Source organism: Geobacter sp. SVR, assembly GCF_016865365.1.
Lineage (GTDB): Bacteria > Desulfobacterota > Desulfuromonadia > Geobacterales > Pseudopelobacteraceae > Pelotalea.
This window is the reverse complement of record NZ_AP024469.1, coordinates 1,606,503-1,629,011: the sequence shown is the minus strand read 5'-3', so window position 1 is coordinate 1,629,011 and position 22,509 is coordinate 1,606,503. Positions and strand designations below refer to the sequence as shown.

General features: G+C 61.6%; 19 protein-coding genes. 2 read left to right on the top strand and 17 right to left on the bottom strand.

Translation table 11 applies throughout. The features are described from left to right. Positions 1-28: 28 nt before the first annotated feature. The 11 genes from otsB to bioB all read right to left on the bottom strand — a co-directional run bounded on the left by otsB (position 29) and on the right by bioB (position 11,295). On the bottom strand, positions 29-793 hold the full coding sequence (otsB, locus tag GSVR_RS07525; protein ID WP_173197311.1) for a trehalose-phosphatase: 765 nt from the start codon (positions 791-793) through the stop codon (positions 29-31). A gap of 253 nt (positions 794-1,046) precedes the next feature. Beyond that, positions 1,047-3,323 carry a trehalose-6-phosphate synthase gene (locus tag GSVR_RS07520; RefSeq protein ID WP_173197303.1) on the bottom strand — a complete coding sequence of 759 codons (2,277 nt, stop codon included), beginning with the start codon at positions 3,321-3,323 and terminating at the stop codon, positions 1,047-1,049. Positions 3,324-3,396: 73 nt separating this feature from the next. Further along, entirely contained in the window at positions 3,397-4,713 is a 1,317-nt protein-coding gene (locus GSVR_RS07515; RefSeq protein ID WP_173197301.1) for a chloride channel protein, read from the bottom strand. A 13-nt stretch (positions 4,714-4,726) separates the two neighbouring features. Further along, entirely contained in the window at positions 4,727-5,191 is a 465-nt protein-coding gene (locus tag GSVR_RS07510; protein ID WP_173197299.1) for a MarR family winged helix-turn-helix transcriptional regulator, read from the bottom strand. Positions 5,192-5,475: 284 nt separating this feature from the next. Further along, positions 5,476-7,548, bottom strand: coding sequence for a heavy metal translocating P-type ATPase (locus GSVR_RS07505; protein ID WP_173197297.1), 2,073 nt, complete (start codon positions 7,546-7,548; stop codon positions 5,476-5,478). Continuing rightward, positions 7,548-7,778 carry a hypothetical protein gene (locus tag GSVR_RS07500; RefSeq protein ID WP_173197295.1) on the bottom strand — a complete coding sequence of 77 codons (231 nt, stop codon included), beginning with the start codon at positions 7,776-7,778 and terminating at the stop codon, positions 7,548-7,550. Before GSVR_RS07500 ends, GSVR_RS07505 begins: the two co-directional genes overlap by 1 nt. Before the next feature lie 2 nt (positions 7,779-7,780). Beyond that, entirely contained in the window at positions 7,781-8,173 is a 393-nt protein-coding gene (locus GSVR_RS07495; protein ID WP_173197293.1) for a hypothetical protein, read from the bottom strand. A gap of 71 nt (positions 8,174-8,244) precedes the next feature. After that, positions 8,245-8,640 (bottom strand): HMA2 domain-containing protein, encoded by a 396-nt coding sequence (locus tag GSVR_RS07490; protein WP_173197291.1) that lies wholly within the window; start codon positions 8,638-8,640, stop codon positions 8,245-8,247. A gap of 173 nt (positions 8,641-8,813) precedes the next feature. Beyond that, positions 8,814-9,254, bottom strand: a complete 441-nt coding sequence (locus GSVR_RS07485) for a hypothetical protein (RefSeq protein ID WP_173197289.1) — start codon at positions 9,252-9,254, stop codon at positions 8,814-8,816. Positions 9,255-9,595: 341 nt separating this feature from the next. Then, complete coding sequence (gene bioD / locus GSVR_RS07480; protein WP_173197287.1) at positions 9,596-10,312, bottom strand: dethiobiotin synthase; 717 nt, start codon at positions 10,310-10,312, stop codon at positions 9,596-9,598. After that, positions 10,309-11,295, bottom strand: a complete 987-nt coding sequence (bioB, locus tag GSVR_RS07475; protein ID WP_173197494.1) for a biotin synthase BioB — start codon at positions 11,293-11,295, stop codon at positions 10,309-10,311. The genes bioD and bioB overlap by 4 nt, the downstream gene beginning before the upstream one ends. A gap of 222 nt (positions 11,296-11,517) precedes the next feature. On the opposite strand from bioB, the gene GSVR_RS07470 reads away from it, so the two are divergent. Beyond that, entirely contained in the window at positions 11,518-12,720 is a 1,203-nt protein-coding gene (locus GSVR_RS07470) for a cohesin domain-containing protein (RefSeq protein ID WP_173197285.1), read from the top strand. A 113-nt stretch (positions 12,721-12,833) separates the two neighbouring features. Here GSVR_RS07470 and GSVR_RS07465 read toward each other — a convergent pair whose 3' ends face one another. The 5 genes from GSVR_RS07465 to GSVR_RS07445 form a co-directional block, all read right to left on the bottom strand. Next, positions 12,834-14,624, bottom strand: a complete 1,791-nt coding sequence (locus GSVR_RS07465) for a GspE/PulE family protein (protein ID WP_173197283.1) — start codon at positions 14,622-14,624, stop codon at positions 12,834-12,836. Between the two features lie 20 nt (positions 14,625-14,644). After that, the gene (locus tag GSVR_RS07460; RefSeq protein ID WP_173197281.1) at positions 14,645-15,034 is read right to left on the bottom strand and encodes a hypothetical protein; all 390 of its coding nucleotides are present in this window, start codon (positions 15,032-15,034) and stop codon (positions 14,645-14,647) included. 17 nt (positions 15,035-15,051) lie between these two features. Next, positions 15,052-18,195, bottom strand: a complete 3,144-nt coding sequence (locus GSVR_RS07455; RefSeq protein ID WP_173197279.1) for an efflux RND transporter permease subunit — start codon at positions 18,193-18,195, stop codon at positions 15,052-15,054. Then, the gene (locus GSVR_RS07450) at positions 18,192-19,352 is read right to left on the bottom strand and encodes an efflux RND transporter periplasmic adaptor subunit (protein ID WP_173197277.1); all 1,161 of its coding nucleotides are present in this window, start codon (positions 19,350-19,352) and stop codon (positions 18,192-18,194) included. Before GSVR_RS07450 ends, GSVR_RS07455 begins: the two co-directional genes overlap by 4 nt. A 159-nt stretch (positions 19,353-19,511) precedes the next feature. Beyond that, the gene (locus GSVR_RS07445; protein ID WP_173197275.1) at positions 19,512-20,003 is read right to left on the bottom strand and encodes a ferritin family protein; all 492 of its coding nucleotides are present in this window, start codon (positions 20,001-20,003) and stop codon (positions 19,512-19,514) included. A 192-nt stretch (positions 20,004-20,195) separates the two neighbouring features. On the opposite strand from GSVR_RS07445, the gene ettA reads away from it, so the two are divergent. Beyond that, on the top strand, positions 20,196-21,875 hold the full coding sequence (gene ettA, locus GSVR_RS07440) for an energy-dependent translational throttle protein EttA (protein WP_173197273.1): 1,680 nt from the start codon (positions 20,196-20,198) through the stop codon (positions 21,873-21,875). A 318-nt stretch (positions 21,876-22,193) separates the two neighbouring features. Here ettA and GSVR_RS07435 read toward each other — a convergent pair whose 3' ends face one another. Then, positions 22,194-22,508 carry a hypothetical protein gene (locus GSVR_RS07435; RefSeq protein ID WP_173197271.1) on the bottom strand — a complete coding sequence of 105 codons (315 nt, stop codon included), beginning with the start codon at positions 22,506-22,508 and terminating at the stop codon, positions 22,194-22,196. Position 22,509: the final 1 nt, after the last annotated feature.

Genomic DNA, 22,509 nt, shown 5'->3' with positions numbered 1-22,509 from the left:
TGGGCAGCGATCATTACCTTGCAGCAGCTCAGGGCAGGCCAACGTGCGAATTCAGGACTTCATCGAACAGACGGGTCATCTCACAGAAGTCCTCAAGGCAGTAATCAGCAGCGCTCTGCATCCCGCACCCGACCTTGATGCCGAAGATACGCTGGTCCCTCAGCCTGAACACATCCTCGTCGGTCAGGTCGTCCCCTGCGAACAGTGCCCGCGAATAACCACCGTGGTCCATGAGCCGGAGCAGCGCATCCCCTTTGTGGGGCGCGTCTGCGGGCACGATGTTTTCCACCTGCTTGCCGGAAACCCGCCTCGGAAGCGGCTCAAGCTGCATGACGGCCTGCACGATCTGCTCTCTGGCAGCCTCCCGGTCGGGTGCATTGCGGTAATGCAGCGACAAGGTGGCCCCCTTGTCTTCGAGCCAGATGCCGCTCTCCCTGCTGTCCGGCAGTAACCGTTCCAGCCGGGCCCGCCATTCCCGCCCCAGTCGGCGGAACTCCTTTTCCCGCTGTTCCTGCCCCGGCAATCCCTCGGCACCGTGATTTCCCACCAGAAAGGCGGGCTCGAAGCCGAGATGGGGGCGCGCATCGGCGCAGGCCCGGCCGGTGATGATGGCCAGCGGCACCATGCGGTTCAGGCGGATCAGGCGCTCGCGCAGTTCATCCGGGATCTTTATCAGGGCCGGGTCGTCGACCAGCGGGGCCAGGGTGCCGTCGAGATCAAAGGCGAACAGGGCCGGATGGGCGGTGAATTCGCGCAGGGCAGTCCTGCCGGCCGGGCTGAAGAGGTAGGTCATCGGGATGCTCCCTGGTCATGACGTAAACTGATTTGTGTCAATCTTCCGGTGGCGCTCAAGCCGAACTCATGACGCCGTACTGCCGGAGCGCCTGAAAGAGCCGGGGCCCGAACGTCACCGGGCTGCTGCGGTGGCTGAATCGGCTGGCCCTCCGACGAAATACCCCATGCCGCGAAAATGCGGGGGCAGAGGCCTTTCAGACGCGGAGGCAGGGAGGCGTTATGAGTTCAGCGTGCCAAGTTGGCTCGTTGGGTCAGCTTGTCAGGTTGCTGTTGATCCGCAGTGCCAGTTTCTCGCGCTGGCGCACCCGGCTGGCGTCCAGCAGCATGCGGCCGGCCCAGCGGTAGACGTTGAAATCCCGCACCAGGGCGCGCATGCTGCGCATCCGTTCCTGCTGCTCGTACTCCGGCATGACGAGCGCCTGATACAGCGCTTCCGCGGTCTGCTCCACGTGATAGGGATTGACGATCAAGGCCTCGTGCAGTTCATGGGCCGCACCGGTGAACTGGCTCAGCACCAGCACCCCGCGTTCGTCGTCCCGGGCCGCCACATACTCCTTGGCCACCAGGTTCATGCCGTCGTGCAGACTGGTAACCAGGCAGACCTGCGCGGCGCGGTAATAGCGGTTGACCTCTTCCGGTTCGTGATGCTCGGCCTTCAGGATGATGGCCGGTCGCTCCGGACGGCCGAAGCGGCTGTTGATCCGTTCCGCCAGGGCGTGCACCCGGGCCTCGAAGGTTTGGTACTCCTCCAGGGCCGAGCGGCTGGGGGCGGCGATCTGCACGAAGCTGAAGCGCCCCGCCAGTTCCGGATGCAGCTCCAGCATGCGCTCCACCGCGGCAAAACGCTCCAGAATCCCCTTGGTGTAATCCATCCGGTCAACCCCGATCCCCAGCAGGTGATCGCCGGGAGCCCCACCCAGGGCCTCCCGCACCTCCCGGCACGTCTGTCCGATCGGCGGCAGCGTCCCCTGCCAGGGTGGGGGCCACTGGATCGAGATCGGGTAGCTCTCCACCATGGTCAGTTGTCCCCTGCGGGAGATGGTGGATGATTCGTGCTCGATGCGGGTTTCGAGGTAGCGGTCCACGGTCTCCAGGAAGTTCTTGCAGTGATAGGGGGTGTGGAAGCCGAGGATGGTGCTGCCCAGCATCCCCTTCAACAGCTCTTCGCGCCAGGGGCAGATGCCGAACGATTCGGGATTGGGCCAGGGGATGTGCCAGAAGGTGATGATGGTGGCCTTGGGAAGGGCCTTGCGGATCATGGCGGGCAGCAGGGCAAAGTGGTAATCCTGCACCAGCACCACGGGATCGTCGTTGTCCGCCTCCTTGACCACGGCATCGGCAAAGCGCTGGTTGATCTTCACGTACTGTTTCCAGTCGCTGGTGCGGAAGATCGGGCGCACATGGGCGATATGGCAGAGCGGCCAGAGCCCCTCGTTGGCAAACCCGTAGTAGTAGCCGTTTTCCTCCTCCCTGCTCATCCAGATCCGGCGCAGGTTGTATTCCGGCTTGTGGGGCGGGACCATGACCCGGTCGTGCCGGTCCACGGTTTCCCGGTCGGCCGCCCCGCCACCATGGGCGATCCAGGTGCCGGAGCAGGCCCGCATGACCGGCTCCACCGCGGTCACCAGACCGCTGGCCGGCCGATGCACCTGGATCCGGCCCTCTTTTTTGTCGTGGATGTAGGGTTCGCGGTTCGAGACCACGATGATCCGCTCTCCCACCAACTGCTTGTGCAGCAGGTTCTTGAGACTGTCCGGGCTCCAGGTGATGGTGGCGTCGTCGGCAAAGCGCCGCTCCGCATCGAGGCTGCGCAGCAGGGCTCGCAGATCCCCTACCAGCGGCTGAAGCTCGGAACCGACCTCATGCTGACTGGCAAACGGCTTGAGAATCCCCTCCCCGCGCAGCATGGCCCTGACCCCCTCCATCCATCCCCGCCAGCTCAGATGGGCTACAAAGACGGTGATGACGGAGATCACGACCCCCATGACGGCAAACAGCGCGATGATGTACTTGCGCGTGGCCTCGCTGCGGCGCTCCATGAAGCTCATGTCGTGCACCAGCACCAGGGAGCGGGGCGGCATACCCTCCTCCAGTTCCAGCGGGTACACGGCCACATGCACCGGCCCCTGGGGAAGACGGATCAGGTGGGCGGGGTCCTTGCCCGTTTTTTCCTCCGGCACCCTGCCGGAAAGCGCCGGGGGAAAGGCTGCGGTGCGATAGAGGAACGTTCCGGCCTCGTCGCTGATCCCCACGGCCAGAAGCCGTTCGTCCTTGGTTACCCGCAACAGGAGCGCATTGATCCGCGCACGTGCGTCCTTCTGCAGCAGGTCGGCCAGCGGTTCCTGCAGGGTGTTGCTGATCAGGCGCGAGCGGATGTCCATGTCCCGCACGGCCCAGCGCAGGGTCAGGCCGTCCACCAGCGGCACTACGGCATAGGCCAGCAGGCCCAGGGCAATGGCGAGCGGAATCACGAAACGGAGGGAAAGGTGCAGAGAGCGGAGCGACGAGGTCACTTTTCTTACATCCATATCTGATCTCCTTTGACGCCATCCGGACGGCGCCCCCGACAGGCACGCCGTGCCGGAGGGCACCATCCGGCGCTCAGCCGGGCGACTTTATGCGCGATATGAAACCTTCCGCCATGGTCCGGTACAGCGGCTTTGGACAGATTCTCCGGGAAATCGCGCAGGCAATGAACGACGCCGCCATGAGCGGCAGGATCATGGTGTGATTGTCGGTCATCTCCATGACGATCACGAAGGCGGTGATGGGAGCCTGCACAACGCCGGCAAAATAGGCGACCATCCCCAGGATCACCACGGCGCTGACCGGCGCGATCGGCATGATCCCGGCCAGATTGTCGCCGAAACCGGCTCCGATCGCCAGGGAAGGAGCAAAAATCCCTCCCGGGATTCCGCTCAGATACGAGACCAGCGTGGCCAGCATCTTCATGATGGCGTAGCTGGGCGGGAGATTGTCCGTCCCCTCGATAATCCCGCGGGCCTCCGCATACCCGGTGCCATAGGTATGGCCGCCGGACGCAAGGCCGATCAGCGCCAGCAGCAGGCCGCAGATGCCGGCAAACAGCACCGGCGATTCTTTCATGATGCTGCCGGCCCTGCCGGGCAGCCCCTTGGCCGCAACACTGATCAGTATGAGGCTGAACATGCCCCCTGCCAGTCCTCCCGCAAGGCCGCAGATGACCGCCGCCATCCAGCTCAGATTGAGAGGCAGGGAAATGGAGGTGTGCCCGAAATAGCTGTAGTTGCCCATGCAGCCCAGGGAAACGACACCGGCGATCACGACCGCCGTCATGGTGTTGCCGCTGGTGCGTTCCTCGAAGGAGCGGCTCAGCTCCTCGATGGCAAAGACAATCCCCGCCAGGGGGGTATTGAAGGCCGCGGCTATGCCGGCGGCCCCTCCCGCCAGGATCAATCCCCGCTCCACTTCCAGGCGCGAAAAACGGGCAAAACGCGACAGGGAATACATGATGGCCGAGCCGATCTGCACGGTAGGGCCTTCGCGCCCCACCGAGGCCCCCACCAGCAGCCCGACCATGGTCAGGCCGATCTTGCCGCATGCGATCCGCAGAGAAAGCACCTTCGTCCGGTCAGCATGGTTCGTCAGGGCAATGGCCCCCATGCTCTGCGGGATGCCGCTCCCCTCCGAGCCGGGGAAAAACCGCCGGGTCAGGGCAACGATCAGCGTCAGACCGAGCGGGGTGACCAGGAGCGGCAGATAGGGGGAGTATCCCGGCAGGCGCTGAAACAGGCGATTGGCATATTCGCTGCCAAGGGAAAAGAGGACCGCGGTGAAGCCGACCACCACGGCGCCTCCCCAAAAGACCATGCGGCGCTGCCAGACATGGGCGGAAAGACGCGCCTGCCGGGTCAGAGTCGTTTTGAAGATGTCATGCATCCAATACACCCGCTCAACTGTGGAGTGGCTGCGGGACAAGCTGCTCCGCTCCGAGCAGCGCCACCATCAGCCCCATGCCCTGCTCGACGCAGATAAACTGTTCGTCCGACAATTCATCCAGCCCTTTTATCAACATGTCCTGGGCCACTTCGGGAGCTTGCGCCACCAGGGCCCTGCCCTGTTCGGTGAGTTCAAGCTCCACTACCCGACGGTCCTCCCGGGAGGGGCTGCGCCGTACCAGCCCTTTCGCCTCCAGGCGATCGAGGATCCCCACGACCGTGGGCGGGCGCAGGCACATCCTGCGGGCCAGGCTGGAAACCCGCAACGGAGCGGAGCCGGCCAGAATCTTCAGGGCCCAGAGCTGGGGCCCGGTCAGGCCGGTCGAGCGCTCGGCCTCTTTCGAATACTCATTGATGGCCTGAAACAGCCGCCGCAGGTTGTCGATTACCCCTGTGACCGCTCCGATTTCCTGCTTCATGGCAGCCCCCGCAATATCAAATATTAATTAGCATTGCTAATAATCAGCACACATGGTAACCACATCGGGATGTTTCGTCAAGCTTTTGAATTACGTGCTTTTTCTGCCGATTCTTCCTTCCGTATTGTTACTGCGAGCGCCGGGCCGGGTTCCCGGCGGACATCGATCGCATTCGCCTCCGAGAGTATATCAATCGGCAGAAGGTGCTACCCAACAGGCAGTGCCAGCAAATGAAAATCAGGGGGGAGCAACAGGGGACAGAGGAGGATGGGGAAAACGTGCGATCACTGCGCCCGGCGACGCAGTGGTTTCAGGGCCTTCAGCCCCACGCCGATGGTACTGGCGTTGTGCATCGCCGCCGAAAGGACCGGCGGCATGATGCCGGTTATGGCCATGGCCAGGGCCAGGGAATTGACGGCAATGATGGTACGGTAGTTGGAGTGGACAAGTTCCATCCCCTCCCGGGCGACCGTGCGGGCCTCCAGAAGGTTGGTCAGGTTTCCCTCCACCAGGAGCACGTCGCATGCCTCGCGGGCAATGTCGGCCCCATGCTTCAGGGAGATCCCCACATCGGCGTGGGACAGGGCCGGGGAGTCGTTGATGCCGTCTCCCACCATGGCCACAATGTATCCCTGCCGCTGCAGGTCCCGCACGATCTCGACCTTCCGGTCCGGCAGGGCCTGGGCATGGAACTCCTCGATGCCGAGCCGGCCGGCAATGGCGGCGGCAGTGGCCTCGCTGTCGCCGGTCAGCATGACGATCTTTTCGATCCCCTCTTTCCGCAACAGGGCGAGAAACGTCGAGGCCTCGGCTCGCAGCGGGTCGTGAATGGCGATCAGACCGGCCAGTTTGCCGGCCATGGCCACATAGAGTACCGAGTATCCCTGTCCGGCAAAGGCAGCCACGTGGGGTTCGGCCACGGTAACGTCCACCCCTTCGTCCTCGTGCACGAAATGGCGGCTTCCCACCAGGATGCGGGTACCGTGCAGCCGGGAGACGATGCCGTGGGCCAGCACGTACTCCACCTCGGCATGTTCTTCGGAGTGGATCAGCCCCTCGTCAGCCGCCCGATGCACCACGGCAGTGGCCACCGGATGAGGAAAGTGCTCCTCCACACAGGCGGCCTGACGCAGGACGAACTGGCGCTCAAAGCCGTTGAAGGCCACCACCTCCGCCACCTGGGGTGCGGCATCGGTAAGGGTGCCGGTCTTGTCCAGCACAAAGGCATCGGCCTCAGCCAAGCGCTCCAGAAATTTGCCCCCCTTGATCAGGACCCCCGACCGGACGGCGCGGGCCAGCGACGCCAGGATCGCCAGAGGAGTTGAAAGCTTGATGGCACAGGAGTAATCCACCAGCAACACCGCAGCCGCTCGGGCCGGACTGCCGGTAGCTGCAAAGGTGAGGCCGCTCAGCAGGAACGACCAGGGCACCACTTTGTCGGCCATCTGCTCGCTCTTGCTCTGGCATTCCGCCTTGAGTGCCTCCCCCTGTTCGATGATGCCTACCATTCTGGCAACCCTCGTGGCGGAGCCGATCTGTTCGGCCCTGATACGCAGCAGCCCCTCCTCCACTGCCGTGCCGGCATAGACCGTCGAGCCTGCGCACCGGAAGAGCGGCATGCTCTCGCCGGTCAGGCTGGACTGGTTGACCAGGGCCTCCCCTTCCAGCACCCGGCCGTCGACCGGAATCTGTGCGCCCATGCGCACCACCACGGTTTCCCCGGTCCGGACATCCTCAACGGGTACGCAGACCTCCTCCCCGTCCCTGACGACCCAGGCCCACTCATCCTCGCAATGGAGCATTTCGGCCAAGAGCCGGCGGGAATGGCCCCTGGCCCACTCTTCCAGATATTCTCCCAGTTTCAGAAGAAACGAGATGACCGAGGCGGTCAGTAAATCCCGGGTTGCCATGGCTGCACTGATGGCGGATGCATCGAGCACATCTACATTCAGCTCCCGCCTGCCCAGTGCGGCCATGCCTTTACGGAATATGGGCAAAGCGCCGTACAGGGCCAGGGCCGGCCGCAGGACCGGGGGAATCAGCGGCCTCAGGAGCAGCAGACTGCCGGAGCGGACAACAACCTTTTTCTTGTGTTCCAGCTCGGTCAGCGGACGGGGGCGCCTCGAACCGGGACAGGAGGCGGATGATGCCAAGGACAACAGGGCCTCCCGGGTGGAAGCCCTGCCGTCATGGCGCAACAGAATGGTGCCGGTGCGCGGACTGAAGGAAACCCTGTGCAGCCCGGCGATACCGTGAAAAACAGCCTCCATGCGCGCGCCATCCACCGCGGGGCGGCGAGGTACCGCGAGCCCCAGCCTGAGACGGTCTCTGGTTTCATGGAGGATGCGGTATTCCATTACTCGCCCGTCGCCCCTTCAGCTTCCTTACGGCCACCGGTTGACGACAGCTCGTCCAGCATCTGCTCAAGGCGGCTGAGGCTCGCTTCGGTATCCTGCTTTTCCCTGACGCGGGAGGCGATATACGAGGCGCCCAGCATGGCACCCGCTCCGGCTGCCACGGTAAGAATTTCGCGCAGGTACCGGCCTCCGGCAAATCCTTTTTTGACTTCGGCATGCTCTTTTTCCATGGTTATGCCTCCCCCTTGTCCCGTGACATTTTTGCACGCCGTTCGTCAACGCACTTCCCGATGCGGTCGAGTATCTCTTTTTCACGCCTCACGGCATCGGCACTGGCCTCCAGGTCGCTGTGGTAGTTATGGATCCCCTCTGCGACGATGTCCTCCACATCCTCCTTCACCCGCTCGGCCTTGGCAGCGATCCACTCCTTGAAGGCATAGCCCTCTTTGACCACCCCCACGGCAGTGGGGCGGACTTTCGGGGACAGCTTCTCCAGGCTCAGCGCAGCGAGTGCGCCCACGGCTCCTCCGGCCAGCAGCCACAGGTTCCGCTTACCCACGAACAGACCGGGATAACGCTCCTTTTCGCCTTTCTTTTCGGCATGTTCCGCTTTTTCGTGTTCCATCTGCGTGACCTCCTGATCAAATGTAATCACACCGCCAGAGGTGGCGGTGGTTCAGCATGCAACGGCTCGAATCAACCGCGTAATACGCCAAGTGCGGGAACCAGCAGATCAAAGGGTTTTGGCAGAAGGACATGGGCTGCCATGTCCAGCAGAATGTTGCGGGTGTGTTTGGCGGCAGCGGGCTCCCTGTCCCTGCTGCCGGAGTGGTCCGGGTGCGGCGGCAGCGGCAGTTCGCCGAACCTGAGCGCTTCAAGGGCGGCGGAGATGGTTTCGCAGAGCAGATCGCGGCTGACGACAGCTTCGTCGTAGCGCACCAGAATCCTGCCGGTGCGGTGATTGACGGACACCTCCAGCGTGCCCGGCGTTTCCATGATCCTCTGTTCAAAGCTGCGAATGATGTCCCTTCGTCCCGCCACCAGAGTGCTTTCGATGCGGATTCTTCCGGGCAGAATGCTCAACGGCGCCATGCTGTCTCCTTGCCGAACATTGAATACAAGCCGAATCACCGGAGGAATCCGGATCAAAACGCCGCCTGTACGAACAGTAGCTTTTTTTATGGGGTGGGCCCCTGCTCTATGGCCGCCGCCTTTCGGAAGGGAAGCTTGCCGGGCAGGGAGGTGTTACGGATTCCGGTGTACGGCTACGACAGCAGAGTCTGCCGTTTGTCGAACATGTGTATGCCGGCAAAGGCGCTGAAGATGATTCCGGTCGCCACGTGCAGCGCCTTGAGATGCAGCCCTGCACCTGCTGCGCTTGCCACGAAGGAGGCCAGGAGCCCTGCATTGATCATGCGCCGCTTGCCAGGGAGCGTAAACCCCACGGCCGGCCGGGAGAATCTGCACACTTTGGCTGCGCCCCTGCTGTCCTGCGGCAGGAACCGGCCCAGTACATCCAGCACGGCAGCGCTGTTTGTGGCCGAAACATCGTACACGATCAGCAGGCTGCCAACCCTGCGGTTGTCCGCCACTTCAACCATACCCGGCACGGCCAGTAATGCATCACGGACTGCTCCAACCAGCGCGGCCACCTTGAATGCCTCATCCCTGGCGCGGAAACGTCCTTCAAAACCGCTTGTCTTCATCGTGTTGATCTCCTTAAAGCACGAACAACACTCTCTTTGTCCTTATACAAGACAGGAGCATCGTGTCAATTTATACAAACTAAGCAACGGAAGTGTCAACAGGAAAATGATATTCATTTTCATTTTCTTTCTACTACAGAGCACCCGACCCTCACACGGGTGTGCCGAGACGTCGGGCCTGGCGTTTCGAGGACTTCCCCTGCCCCTCAGCGGGAGACAGGGGAAGTATCTGCAATGACAATTGAAACGGGGATGTGTCTGCTTCGGTGTGATTTTAAGGAAGAGAAATACCAGGTGGATTGCTTTCGGCCGACGAGGGATGGAATAGTACCGTCACCGGCTCAGAGACCCAGCTGCCGCAACACGATATCCGTCTCCGGCTGCCTGTCGAGCCAGCCCGCCAGATATTCCACCGTCCTGAATTCGTCCGTTCCCGCATGATGCGGCCACAGCCCCAGGACCGGCGCACCGCACAGCCCGCCGATCTGGTGCGGAGCGCCCCGCTCGGCCAGGCCCGGCTGTTCGGGATAGTTGTTGATGATCACCCCGGCTACCGACAGGCCCATCTGCTGGGCGCAGAAGCAGGTCAGCACGGTGTGGTTGATCGTGCCGAGCGCCGGGCGGGCCACAACCAGCAGCGGCAGGTCCAACTGCCGTATCAGGTCGGCTACCAGCAGCCCCCCGACCAGCGGAACCATCAGCCCCCCTGCCCCTTCGACAATCACGATCTCATGCCGGCTCACCAGTCTGTCGTAGCATTCCCGGATATGTTCGAAGTCGATGCGCACGCCGTCGATCCGGGCCGCATCGGCCGGCGCCAGCGGCTCGCGCAGCAGATAGGGGGCCACATCCGGGCAGCAGGGAATGCCGGCAGCGGTGCAGAGCAGTTCGGCGTCATCCGAAATCAAGCTGCCGTGCTCTTCACGACAGCCGCTGGTGACCGGCTTCATCACCCCCACGTCAACGCCGCGCAGTCTCAACAGGCGGGCCAGCACCGCCGCCACCACGGTCTTGCCTACCCCGGTGTCGGTTCCGGTTACGAACAGCCCCCTGCTCACGAACAGGTCTCCACGGTCAGCTCCAGGTCGCTCAGCATCTGATGATCCTGTTCCGGGTCGCGTCCCGGAGTGGTCAGGTAGTTGCCGGTCATCATGCCGCTGGCACCGGCCAGGAAAATCCACGACTGCAGCTCGCGCAGATTCTTCTCCCGGCCGCCGCAGACCGTCAGGCTCTTGCCCGGCAGCATGAAGCGGTAGATGGCGATGATCTTCAGACACTCCATCGGCGTCAGGAAGCGGGCATCCGCCAGGCGGGTCCCCTCCACCGGGTTGAGAAAGTTGATCGGCACCGTGTCCACGTCCAGCTCCCGCAGGGTCTCGGCCATTTCCACGCGATGGCCGAAGTTCTCGCCAAGGCCGAAGATGCCGCCGCAGCAGACCCGCAGCCCCTCCTGCTTGACCGCCCGGACCGTTTCGACATCCTCTTCGTAGTCATGGGTGCTGCAGATGGTGGGGAAGAAACTGCGGGAGGTTTCCAGGTTGTGGTGATAGGTCACCATGCCCGCCTCTTTGAGTAGCCGGGCCGTTTCCCGATCCAGGATACCGAGCGAGCAGGAGGGTTCGATGGTGGTTTCTGCCGCGATACGGCGCAGTGAGCGACAGATGGTTTCCAGCTCCTTGCCCGGTCCGATGCCGGTTCCGCTGGTGATGATGCCATAGCAGCGGGCACCGTTTTTCTCGGCGCTTTTGGCGCAGGCTACGATCTGCTCCTCATCCACCAGGGGATAGACCGGCGCATTGGTGGCGTGGGCCGACGACTGGGCGCAAAAGGCGCAGTTCTCGGGACAGCGGCCGGATTTGGCATTGATGATCGAGCAGAGCGAAGCAGCGGTGCCTTTGAAATGCTCCCTGATCCGGCTCGCTTCGGCAAACAGCAGGTAGAGATCGGGGCCGGCAGCCTCGGAGAGCCGCAGCGCGTCGTCCGCTCCGATGACTCCACCCTCGAGAACCTGGTCCGCCGAATTCTGGATAAAATTACGCATGGTCATGAAATACCTCCGGAAGCACCGATAACACAGAGAACCAGGCATTGTCAACCGCAGCACCACCGACAAGTTTACAACCTCGGTCTGCGGATGATGTCAAACTGTTCATACCCGATACCGCACAACCCCCTGTACCGTTATTTTTGCGTATTCCCTTGGTGCTGCAGCTCTGGTACACTGCCGCAACGAAACGTCCCCACTTTTCGGTATGGAGGTCCCATGAAAAGCCTTGTCAGGCAAACAATTGCGGCGGTTTTCCTGGCGCTGCTGAGCGTTTCGGTCGCCCCGGGGGCCACGGTTTCCGTTGCCAACCGCGGCAACGGCACGTTCGACATCCAGGGCAGCGACATGCAGGGAGTGGGGGGAATCGATCTGCTGATCAGTTACGGCGCACCGCTCTCCAATCCTTCGGTCAATCCCGGCGGACTGGTTTCCGGAGCAATGTTTCTGCCCAATCCAAATTTCGCGGCGGGCAGGATCAAGATCGCCATCATCAGCGCCAGCGGCTTGTCGGGCAGCAGCGGCAGCATCGCCACGATACGGTTCGCCAACTGGCAGTCCGGCGCAAAAACCCCCTCGGTTTCCGCAAGCTTTATCGACAGCAAGGCGACTCCGCTCCCTGGGAACGTACTTGAACCGCAAAACGATGACCCCGCCCTCCCCCCTGGCACGGGCAATTCAGGGTCGACCTCAACCAGCGGCACCGGCTTTGTTCCCGGCACCATCACCCTGCCCGGAAATCAGCCGCAAACCGAGGCGCGGCCGGCGGAACCGGCCCCACCGGCACCCGCACCTCCACCGGCTCCTGCGCCCCAGGAAGTTCAGGAAACACCCAAAGCCGGCGAGCAGCCTGACGGAAAGAGTGGGGGGCGAACCGAGCTCAAAGAGCCAAAACAGACCACCTACCGCAGTGCTCTCGAACGTTTCCGCACCTACCAGGGAGAACGCTCTCCGGCACGCATGATGGCGCTCCTCCAGGAAGAACATCCCTCCTCGCTGATCCGCCAGGAACCAAACTGCGCCATCAGCGACGGCACATCGGCCGTGAAGGTGGTGGTGGATGCCTACAAAACCGACACCGCGCCCAACTTCGCCTTTTCCGGTGCCCGGATGATCTCATTGAAAGGGGATGACGATACGGGGGGTTGGATCCTGGAGGTACTGCCGCAGGCCAATGCCATCAGGGGTGTCATTACCATCCTGAGCGAGAGCGCCCTGATCGAGTTCCCCCTCGCGATTGCCCCCCCTGTTGCGGGTTTCTCGCCGACTGAAGCCGGTTTTGCGGACTTTCTGAAGGATGGCGACGCCAAAAAGCCGAAATATGACCTCAACGGCGACGCCAGACACGATTACCAGGACGACTTCATCTATGCCTGCCATATCCTGGCCCGAAAAAAGGCTGCCCGCCAACCGTCGAAATGACCGAGGAGAACGTTCTCCCATAGCATTCCCGGCCTTTTCCGCCCCACCAATAGCGAAGCCGCCCCGAAAAACCGGGGCGGCTTCATGTCACCAGGGCACGCAAGCCGGCAGAGTTATCCCGTCATGGCGATCACTTCCTCATAGGTGGTCGCCCCCTCCAGCATCTTGCGGATGGCTACCTGGCGCAGCGTGACCAGGCCATCCTCCCGCGCGGCCTCCGCAAGCTCGGCCAGCCCTCCCCCTGTTGCGACCCGTGACCGGATGCGCTCGTTCACATCCAGCACCTCGAACAGGCCGGTGCGCCCCTTGTAACCGGTGCCACGGCACTCCTTGCACCCCTCCCCCTCCCATACCCGTTGTGCCTTGCGGCCAAGCTGCAGATAGTCCCGCTCGTCCCGGGTCAGTTCGCGCTCCCGTTTGCAGTGGGGGCAGATCTTTCTCACCAGGCGCTGGGCAATGATACCGATCAGGGTGGCTGAGATCAGAAAAGGGGGTACTCCCAGATCCAACAGCCTGATCACCGACGAAACCGAATCGTTGGTATGCAGGGTGGACAGCACCAGATGACCGGTCAGGGCAGCCTGAACGGCATTTTCGGCTGTCTCGCGGTCGCGGATCTCGCCGATCATGATGATGTCCGGGTCCTGGCGCAGGATGTTACGGAGAATCGAATCGAAGCCGACGCCGATTCCCTGCTGGACGCCGATCTGGTTGAATTCCTCCATCACCATCTCGATCGGGTCCTCCACGGTGACGATGTTGACCTCGGGCGAAGAAAGCGCCCGCAGGGTCGAGTAGAGCGTGGTGGTCTTGCCGCTGCCGGTCGGACCGGTCACCAGGATGATGCCGTTGGGGCGGCGGATGAAAGAGTTGTACAGGCTCATCTCGCGGGGGTAGAAGCCCATGCTGTCCAGGTTTTGCAGCAGAATGTCCGGATCGAAGATCCTGATGACCACCTTTTCGCCAAAGGCCACCGGCACGGTCGACACGCGCAGCTCGATGTCCTTGGAATTGAAGGTTGTCTTGATTCTGCCGTCCTGGGGCCGGCGTTTTTCGGCCAGGTTCATGCGGGAGAGCATCTTGATGCGGGATACGATCGGGGCGTGCAGAGGCTTCGGGATGGCGTGAATGTTGTGCATCACGCCATCCAGCCGCAGGCGGATCAGCGTTTTTTCCCGCTTGGGCTCGATATGGATATCGCTGGCTCCCTGGTCGAAGGCGTACTGCAGTATGAAATCGACTGCGGACACCACATGCCGGTCGTTGTCGCCGATCTCATTGTGCCCCTTGAGCCTGAAAAGCTGCTCCAGGTTTCCCAGGTCAACGACAGAACCGACTTCGGATTCGGCCGCCTTGACGGAGGCCCTGAACCCGTAGAATTCCCGCAGGATCTTCAGGATGTCGCTTTTGGTGCTGAGAACGGGACGTATTTCGAGACGACGGGCACCGGCCAAGCCATCGATCACGGCCTTGTTGAAGGGGTCGGCAACGGCAACGGTGAGCACTCCCCCCGATTCCGCCACGGCAACGATCAGGTTTCTGAGGGCAAAGGGGCGTGGTATGTGGGCGGTGACGACATCGAGGTTAAGCTTGAGAGGGTCGATCTTCAGGTAGGGCATGCCGACCGCTGCAGCCACCGCTTCGGTGATGAGATCTTCGGTCAGAAATGAACCCGGCGCGCCCCCGAGCTCCATATTGAACGAGGCGATCACCTCGGCCGGCGAGACGTTCTCGGTGCCGGGCTGGGTCCGGCGCGAGGAGCCCGGCAGGGAGGAGGACAAAAGGCGCGCCTCCTGGCCCTTGCCGCGCGTCTTTATATCATTGAACTGCTCGCTTGAAATCAGTCCGCGATGGTGAAGCAGGTGGGCGACGTTCTCGGTGGTGAGTCTTTTCGGCGATGACATTGGTCCCTTTACTCACTCTGCTAATGGGCTGCGGCTGCGCGCTTGGCCTCGATGCGCCGGGCGACTTCCTCCAGAACCTGCTCCGTCGTGTAACCCGGCACTTCGGGAAGCTGCGCCATGGCGGCCGCCTCCGGCTGAACGACCTGCCGCGCCGGCTGGGGGGGCGGCGCGTTCTGAACCGCAAGCATGGTCGCCATCAGGTTCCGCATCAGACGGAATCCCATCACCATGATCAGCAGAAGCGGCACGATGTCCTCCAGCCAGTATTCCAGACTGCGTTGGCTCACCATCGCGCCGGGCAGGAGACCGCCGCAGGCGATCAACAGCCCGAAGGCGTCTCCGATCGCCCGGTACTCGATGTCATCCGGTATCTTGACGGTTTTTACCGATTCCGCTGCCTGTGCTGCCACTGTTCTCTCCCGAGCCGTTACTGATCAAATTCAGTCATTATTTTTGTATCGGAAAACGAAGCCATCCTTTGAGCTTTTTTTGGCGAGCGCTTCCGCAGCCACAGCAATGCCCGGTCCATGTAGTAGTAAACCACCGGCGTGATATAGAGGGTCAGAAGCTGCGACACCAAAAGGCCGCCGACCACCGCCAAGCCCAGGCCGCGGCGCGATTCCGCCCCCGCACCAAACCCGACCGCGATCGGCAGCGTACCCATCAGGGCCGCCATGGTGGTCATCATGATCGGCCGGAAACGCACCAGGCAGCCCTGGTAGATGGCATCGACCGGGCTCTTGCCTTCGTTGCGCTGGGCCTCCAGGGCAAAGTCGATCATCATGATGGCGTTCTTCTTGACAATGCCGACCAGCATGATGATGCCCACAAAGGAGTACAGGTTCAGATCCTTGCCGAAGATCAGCAGGGTGACCAGGGCACCGAAGCCGGCCGACGGCAGGCCGGAAAGGATCGTCAGGGGGTGGATGTAGCTCTCGTACAGGATGCCGAGCACGATGTAGATCACCAGGATGGCTATCACCAGCAGCAGCGCCAGACCCTTGGTGGAAGCCTGGTAGACCTGGGCGGTGCCCTGGAACCCGGTCGTGATCGAGGCGGGCAGGTTTTTGGCCTCTTTTTCGATGGCTGACACGGCATTCCCCAGCGGCACGTCCGGCTTGAGGTTGAAGGAGATCGTCACGGAGGTGATCTGTCCGAGATGATTGACCGACAAGGGCCCCAGAGTGTTGCGGAGGGTACCCAACGACGACAGCGGCACCAGTTGATTGGCAGAGGAGCGGACGTACAAGAGCCCCAGGGCTGTCGGATCGAGCTGGTATTGACGTTCCAGTTCCATCACCACCTGGTACTGGTTGGTTGGCGAGTAGATTGTGGAAACCTGGCGCGAACCGTAGGCCGAGTAGAGCGCATCTTCTATCTTCTGGGCCGTTACCCCCAGGGCCGCGGCCCGGTCGCGGTCTATGTCCAGGCTCACCTGGGGGTTCTTGATCTGCAGGTCGCTGGTCACGTCCTGCAGCATCGGCAGGTTGCGCACCTTTTGTTCGAATTCCGCCGCCTGGCGATACAACTCCTCGGTATCCGGGCTTTGCAGCACAAATTGGTACGCGGACTTGGTCGTGGTCGCTTCCAGGCGTATCGGTGGCGGATTCTGCATGAACATCATGATGCCCGGCACCTCCGCAACCTTGGGGCGCAGCTTCTGGATGATCTGGTCGGCGTTCAGCGTGCGCTCGTGGCGCGGCTTGAGCTTCATGAACATGGAGCCGCTGTTGCCGCCGACCCGCGACCCAGTGGCCCCCACCGATGACATGAACGCCTCGACATTGGGCTCCTGGAGCACGATATCGGCCAGTTTCTGCTGCTGCCGCTTCAAATCCTCGAATGAAATCCCCTGCGCCCCCTCGGTGGTCGCCTGGATGGCGCCAATATCGTCCGAAGGCAAAAGCCCCATGGGCATGCGCGTGAACATCCAGACCGTGACGACGGTCATGACGAACGTCACGATCATGGTGGTGCGCCGGAAACGGATCACCCTGGACAAGGAGCGCTCGTACAGGCGCAGCAGGCCATCGAACAGCCGCTCCATGGCGTTGTAGAATCGCCCGTGCGTCTCCTCGGCCGGCGGTTTCAGAAAACGGCTGCAGAGCATCGGCGTCAGAGTCAGCGATACCACACCGGAGATCAGGATCGCGCAGGTGATCGTGACGGCGAATTCGTGCAGCATCCTGCCCAGCATGCCGGCCATGAAGAGCACCGGGATGAAGACCGCCACCAGGGAAATGGTCATGGAGATGATCGTGAAGCCGATTTCTTTGGAGCCGCGGAACGAGGCCTCCCGGGGCTGCTCGCCATGCTCCATGTGGCGGACGATATTCTCCAGCATGACGATGGCGTCGTCCACCACGAAACCGACCGACAGGGTCAGGGCCATCAGGGTGATGTTGTTGACCGAGAACCCCAGCACATACATCGCCGCAAAGGTGCCGATGATCGAAAGCGGCACGGCCAGACTCGGGATCACGGTGGCCGAAAGATTGCGCAGAAACAGGAAGATCACCATGATCACGAGCGCGATCGTCAAGAGCAGAGTGAATTTCACGTCCGCCACCGATTCGCGGATCGTTTCCGACCGGTCGAACAGGGTATTCAGCTCTACCGAGGCGGGCAACTGGCTGCGGAAGTTGGGGATCTGCTGCTTGATGCTGTCGACCACCTCGATGGTGTTGGTGCCGGGCTGCCGCTGTATGGCCATTACGATCGCCCGGGTGGAGATCCCTTTGGTGTTGTACCAGGCGGCGATCTTGTCGTTTTCGACGCTGTCGCTTACCTGGGCGATGTCCTGCAAACGCACCGGCGCGCCGCCGCGCTGCGCAACGATCAAGGGCTTGAAGTCGGCGGCCCGGTAGAGTTGGCCGCTGGCCTGGATCGTAAAGGCCTGCCGGTCCCCTTGCAGACCTCCGGTCGGCAGGTTGACGTTCCAATCGGCCAAGGCCGCGGCAACCTCATCCAGTCCGATCTTTTTGCTGCTTAAGGCCTTGGGATCGAGCTGGACCCGCACGGCGTATTTCTGGGAGCCGTACACCAGCACCTGGGCCACGCCGTTGATCATGGAGATCCGGGGCGAGATGACCGTGTCGGCGAATTCGTTCACCTCGGACAGGGGCAGCGTGGGAGAACTGAGTGTCAGGTACAGGACCGGCTGGTCAGCCGGGTTGACCTTCTGGTAGGACGGCGGGGTGGGCATGTCCTGGGGCAGTTGGCGGGCCGACTTGGCAATGGCGGACTGCACGTCCTGGGCCGCAGAGTCGATGCTTTTTTCCAGGGAGAACTTCAGAACGATGATTGAAATCCCCTGGCCGTTGGTGGAGGTCATGGAGTCCAGGCCGGAGATGGTCGAAAACTGGCGTTCCAGCGGCGTGGCCACTGCCGAGGCCATGGTTTCCGGGCTGGCGCCCGGCAGGTCGGCCCTGACCTGGATGGTGGGGAAATCGATGGTCGGCAGGTCGTTGACCGGCAGCAGCCGATAGGAGAACAGGCCGAAGATCATGATTGCCAGCATCACCAGGCTGGTCATGATCGGACGCTTTATAAACAGTTCGGAGAGGTTCATCGTCCGGCTACCGCTCCGTTATCGGCAGGCTTGGGTGCCGCGGGTGCGGCTGCCAGCGGCGGTTCCTTCTCGGTCTTGATCTCGACCTTGGCGCCGGGTATCACCCGTATCTGTCCATCCACCACTACCTGCTCCCCCGGCTGCAGCCCCTTTTCTATGACCGTCATCCCTTGGTCGGCCGGGCCGGTCGATACCTGTCTGACTTCGGCCGTGGCGTCCGGCTTGACGACAAAGGCGAAGGGCCCTTTCTGGCCGATCTGGACAGCCTGGGTCGGAACCACCACCGCATTCGGCTTCACGGCCATGGTAATCGAGATGTTGACGAACTGGCCCGGCCAGAGTCGTTTCTGCACATTCTCGAAGGTTCCTTTGAGCCTGATCGTTCCGGTGGTTGGATCAACCGTGTTGTCGATGAATGACAGAATCCCCTTTTCGCTTATGCCGGCGGCGCCACCCACCCCCGCCTCCAGGGCCGGTTTGCCGATGCTCATCTGGTGCTTGACTTCAGGCAGCTCTTTTTCAGGGATGGTAAAGGAGACATGGATCGGGCTGATCCGGTTGATCGTGACCAATACTGTTTCGTTGGCTTTGACCACGTTTCCACGGTCGACCGTCAGGGCGCCCAATCTGCCACTGATCGGCGAGTGGATCGTGCAGTAGGAAAGCTGGGCGCGGGCATTCTCCAACTCGGCCTGATCAGCCGCTACGCTAGCAGCGGCCGCATCGGCGGTGGTGCGGAAAGCTTCGGCCTGCTCCTGGGTGACAATGCCCTCCTTGACGAGGTGGCGATAGCGCTCATAGTTGGCCCGGGCATTCTCCATCACCACCCTGTCACGGGCCAGGGTAGCCTCGGCCTTCCTCACGGCAGCCTGATAGGGGCGCGGGTCGATTTGGAACAGGAGATCGCCCTTGTTGACTTCCTGCCCCTCGCGAAATGCCACCTTGGTCAGCTCGCCGCTGATCTGGGTCTTGACGACGACACTCTCCGAGGCCTCCATCGTACCGACAGCCTTGAGCTGTACCGGCACATCCCGTTGGGCAGCCGGCGCAACCGCAACCAAGGCCGGCGGCCGGGGGCGCGGCTTTTCTTGATTCTTCGAACATGCGGAAAACAGCACACAGGCTGTCAATGCCGGAATGGCGGTGCGAAGCAACATAAAAAAAGGCCTCGTAGTGTGGGAATGTCATAGGCAAGAGGTTTGGATTTATAGCACATGCAGATGGCGGTAATCAAAAGGAATTACAAGCAAAACGGCCCATCCTCCAGAAAGAATGGGCCGTTGAGGCACTGCCGTGGGAAAACGTGAAGACCGTGATTACTCCCGTACGTAGGTATCCATCTCCGACTCGTCCACCATGCCCATGATGCGGGCATATTCGGCTTCGATCAACAGGTAGTGATTGTGTGTTTCGCGGGCATTCAGTTCATACACCGCGCGCACTTCGCCGTCTTCGATTTCCGCGGCGGTTTCACGCAGCGTCGCTTCCAGATTCTTTTCCTTTTCCATGGCCAGTTCCAGAGCCTTCTTCTCGTTGAAATCGGATTCGATCAGACGCTCCAGGGAAGACATCCAGGCGGCCTGGTGATCGGGCGGGGCATCCAGGAAGGCATCCAGGGAGGGAATGTCGCTGCCGCGGTAGATCCGGTAAAAATGCCCGGCATGTTCACGTTCCTCCCGTGCCAGGGTTTCGAACATCCGGCGGGCATCCGGGTCCTTCATGCGGAGGGCACCCATGTGATAGAAATTCATGGCATTCTTTTCGGTCTGGATCGAACGTTTCACAGCCTCCTGCACATCGATGCTCATGGTATGGCTCCTTTCATGCCGCGTGTGATCAGAGTAAAAATATTGCTTAATAATAATTTTCAGGCCGGGTTTGTCAAGCAAATGCCTGCATCCGGACTGTAAGGGGCCGGGACGCCAAAGCGGTTGACAGCCGCAGGGCCGAGCGTGTAAAAGAAGTTTTCCTTTCAGCACGTAAAATCAGGAGGTTTCAGCGTGGCAATCGAACCGAACAAAATCATCTATTCCATGATGCGGGTCAGCAAATTTTACGATAAAAAACCGATCATCAAGGATATCTCCCTCTCCTACTTCTATGGCGCCAAGATCGGCGTGCTCGGCCTGAACGGTTCCGGCAAGAGTTCGCTGCTGAGAATCATGGCAGGGGTGGACAAGGATTTCAACGGCCAGGCAGTGCTCTCGGCCGGCTACACCGTCGGGTACCTGGAGCAGGAACCGCAGCTGGATGAAACCAAGACGGTGCGCCAGATCGTGGAGGAAGGGGTCCAGGAAACAGTCGATCTTCTGGCTGAATTCAATGCCATTACCGACAAGTTCTCCGAACCGGACGCAGATTTCGAAAAGCTGTGCGAGCGCCAGGCCGAACTGCAGGAAAAGCTTGACCACCTGGATGCCTGGGACCTGGACAGCCGGCTGGAAATGGCCATGGATGCGCTGCGCTGCCCCGAAGGCGACACACCCGTGAAGGTGCTCTCCGGCGGCGAAAAGCGTCGTGTGGCCCTGTGCCGGCTGCTGCTCAGAAAACCGGACATCCTGCTCCTGGACGAACCGACCAACCATCTGGATGCGGAAACCGTGGCCTGGCTGGAGCATCACCTGCACGGCTACCCCGGTACGGTCATCGCGGTCACCCACGACCGCTATTTCCTGGACAATGTGGCGGGCTGGATTCTCGAACTGGACCGGGGCGAGGGAATTCCCTGGAAAGGGAATTATTCATCCTGGCTGGAACAGAAGCAGAACCGTCTGGCAGTGGAGGAAAAGCAGGAGAGCGACCGCCAGCGGACCCTGCAGCGCGAACTGGAGTGGATCAGGATGTCCCCCAAGGGACGCCATGCCAAATCGCAGGCCCGCATCAGCGCCTACGAGGAACTGGCAGCGGAAACCGGCGAGAAACGTGCACGGGAACTGGAGATCTTCATTCCGGCCGGGCCTCGTCTGGGGGATATCGTCATCGAGGCCGACAATGTCGCCAAGGGATTCGGTGACCGGCTCCTGTTCGAGGGGATGAACTTCCGGCTGCCGCGCGGGGGCATTGTGGGGATCATCGGCCCCAACGGTGCCGGCAAAACGACCCTCTTCCGCATGATCACCGGCCAGGACCAGCCCGACTCAGGCTCGTTCCGGATCGGCGACACCGTACAGCTGGCGTATGTGGATCAGAGCCGCGACGCCCTGGATCCGGACCGGAATATCTGGGAAGAGATCTCCGAAGGGCAGGACATGGTTCAACTGGGCAAGGTGGCGGTCAATTCCCGGGCCTATGTTTCGCGCTTCAACTTCTCCGGTTCCGATCAGCAGAAAAAGGTCGGCCTGCTTTCGGGGGGGGAACGCAACCGGGTTCATCTGGCCAAGATCCTCAAGAGCGGAGCCAACGTGATCCTGCTGGACGAACCGACCAACGATCTCGACGTCAATACCATGCGGGCACTGGAGGAGGCCCTGGAGAGCTTTGGCGGCTGCGCCGTGGTCATCAGCCACGACCGTTGGTTCCTGGACCGGATCGCCACGCATATCCTCGCTTTTGAAGGGGAGTCGCGGGTAACTTGGTTCGAAGGCAACTACTCCGAGTATGAAGAGGACAGAAAGAAGCGACTGGGAGCGGCAGCGGAAATCCCCCACCGCATCAAGTACCGCCAGCTGACAAGAAGCTGACCCACAAGCACAGAGGAATCATTTCCGGCCTCGCTCTGCGTGTCTCACCTGCAGTGCGGGGCTTTTTTCCCGGCTGCTCCGGGCCGGGCTGTTATCGATGGGAGAATGAGATGGCACCGACGCGCGGTGCACAGCCTGTACGGAAGAGAGTTTTTTCTGCGCCGTTACACGAATGTGGCGGGATTACGGAATACACCCGGAGCGACGGATGCAGATCGACGTTCCGGGAGCCTGGACAGAAGTGCCATCGGGCCACGTTTCCGGCTGATGCAGCCATGGGTTTCTACGAGGCGTTGCTCCGAATTTGGACGGAATAGCCTAAGGCTGCCGCTTCCGGCGGTCGCGGCGTTCCTTCTGCTTGTATTTGGCAGCGGGGGGACGGTACGCGCAGTCTCTGGGCAGCCAATGCAGCTGCGGTACCAGTTCGGGGGTCAGCTTGACGCATTCGGGATTGATTTCGAAACGGCGCCCGAATATTTTGCAGCGGCGGGTAATGACATCGAGGTAACGGCAGGCGTTCTGCGTGTAGATAATCCTGCCGCGAGCATCTTCCAGCTTTTCGAAGCAGCAGCGGCCGCACTGGTGGCACAGTGCATCCCACTCGGGAGTGTCATCGTTGATGGAGTCCGTCACA

Excerpts from the sequence above, each read along its gene's own strand:
- otsB (WP_173197311.1), bottom strand. The coding sequence starts at position 793 with ATGACCTACCTCTTCAGCCCGGCCGGCAGGACTGCCCTGCGCGAATTC.
- GSVR_RS07520 (WP_173197303.1), bottom strand. The coding sequence starts at position 3,323 with ATGGATGTAAGAAAAGTGACCTCGTCGCTCCGCTCTCTGCACCTTTCC.
- GSVR_RS07515 (WP_173197301.1), bottom strand. The coding sequence starts at position 4,713 with ATGCATGACATCTTCAAAACGACTCTGACCCGGCAGGCGCGTCTTTCC.
- GSVR_RS07510 (WP_173197299.1), bottom strand. The coding sequence starts at position 5,191 with ATGAAGCAGGAAATCGGAGCGGTCACAGGGGTAATCGACAACCTGCGG.
- GSVR_RS07505 (WP_173197297.1), bottom strand. The coding sequence starts at position 7,548 with ATGGAATACCGCATCCTCCATGAAACCAGAGACCGTCTCAGGCTGGGG.
- GSVR_RS07500 (WP_173197295.1), bottom strand. The coding sequence starts at position 7,778 with ATGGAAAAAGAGCATGCCGAAGTCAAAAAAGGATTTGCCGGAGGCCGG.
- GSVR_RS07495 (WP_173197293.1), bottom strand. The coding sequence starts at position 8,173 with ATGGAACACGAAAAAGCGGAACATGCCGAAAAGAAAGGCGAAAAGGAG.
- GSVR_RS07490 (WP_173197291.1), bottom strand. The coding sequence starts at position 8,640 with ATGGCGCCGTTGAGCATTCTGCCCGGAAGAATCCGCATCGAAAGCACT.
- GSVR_RS07485 (WP_173197289.1), bottom strand. The coding sequence starts at position 9,254 with ATGAAGACAAGCGGTTTTGAAGGACGTTTCCGCGCCAGGGATGAGGCA.
- bioB (WP_173197494.1), bottom strand. The coding sequence starts at position 11,295 with ATGCGTAATTTTATCCAGAATTCGGCGGACCAGGTTCTCGAGGGTGGA.
- GSVR_RS07470 (WP_173197285.1), top strand. The coding sequence starts at position 11,518 with ATGAAAAGCCTTGTCAGGCAAACAATTGCGGCGGTTTTCCTGGCGCTG.
- GSVR_RS07465 (WP_173197283.1), bottom strand. The coding sequence starts at position 14,624 with ATGTCATCGCCGAAAAGACTCACCACCGAGAACGTCGCCCACCTGCTT.
- GSVR_RS07455 (WP_173197279.1), bottom strand. The coding sequence starts at position 18,195 with ATGAACCTCTCCGAACTGTTTATAAAGCGTCCGATCATGACCAGCCTG.
- GSVR_RS07450 (WP_173197277.1), bottom strand. The coding sequence starts at position 19,352 with ATGTTGCTTCGCACCGCCATTCCGGCATTGACAGCCTGTGTGCTGTTT.
- GSVR_RS07445 (WP_173197275.1), bottom strand. The coding sequence starts at position 20,003 with ATGAGCATCGATGTGCAGGAGGCTGTGAAACGTTCGATCCAGACCGAA.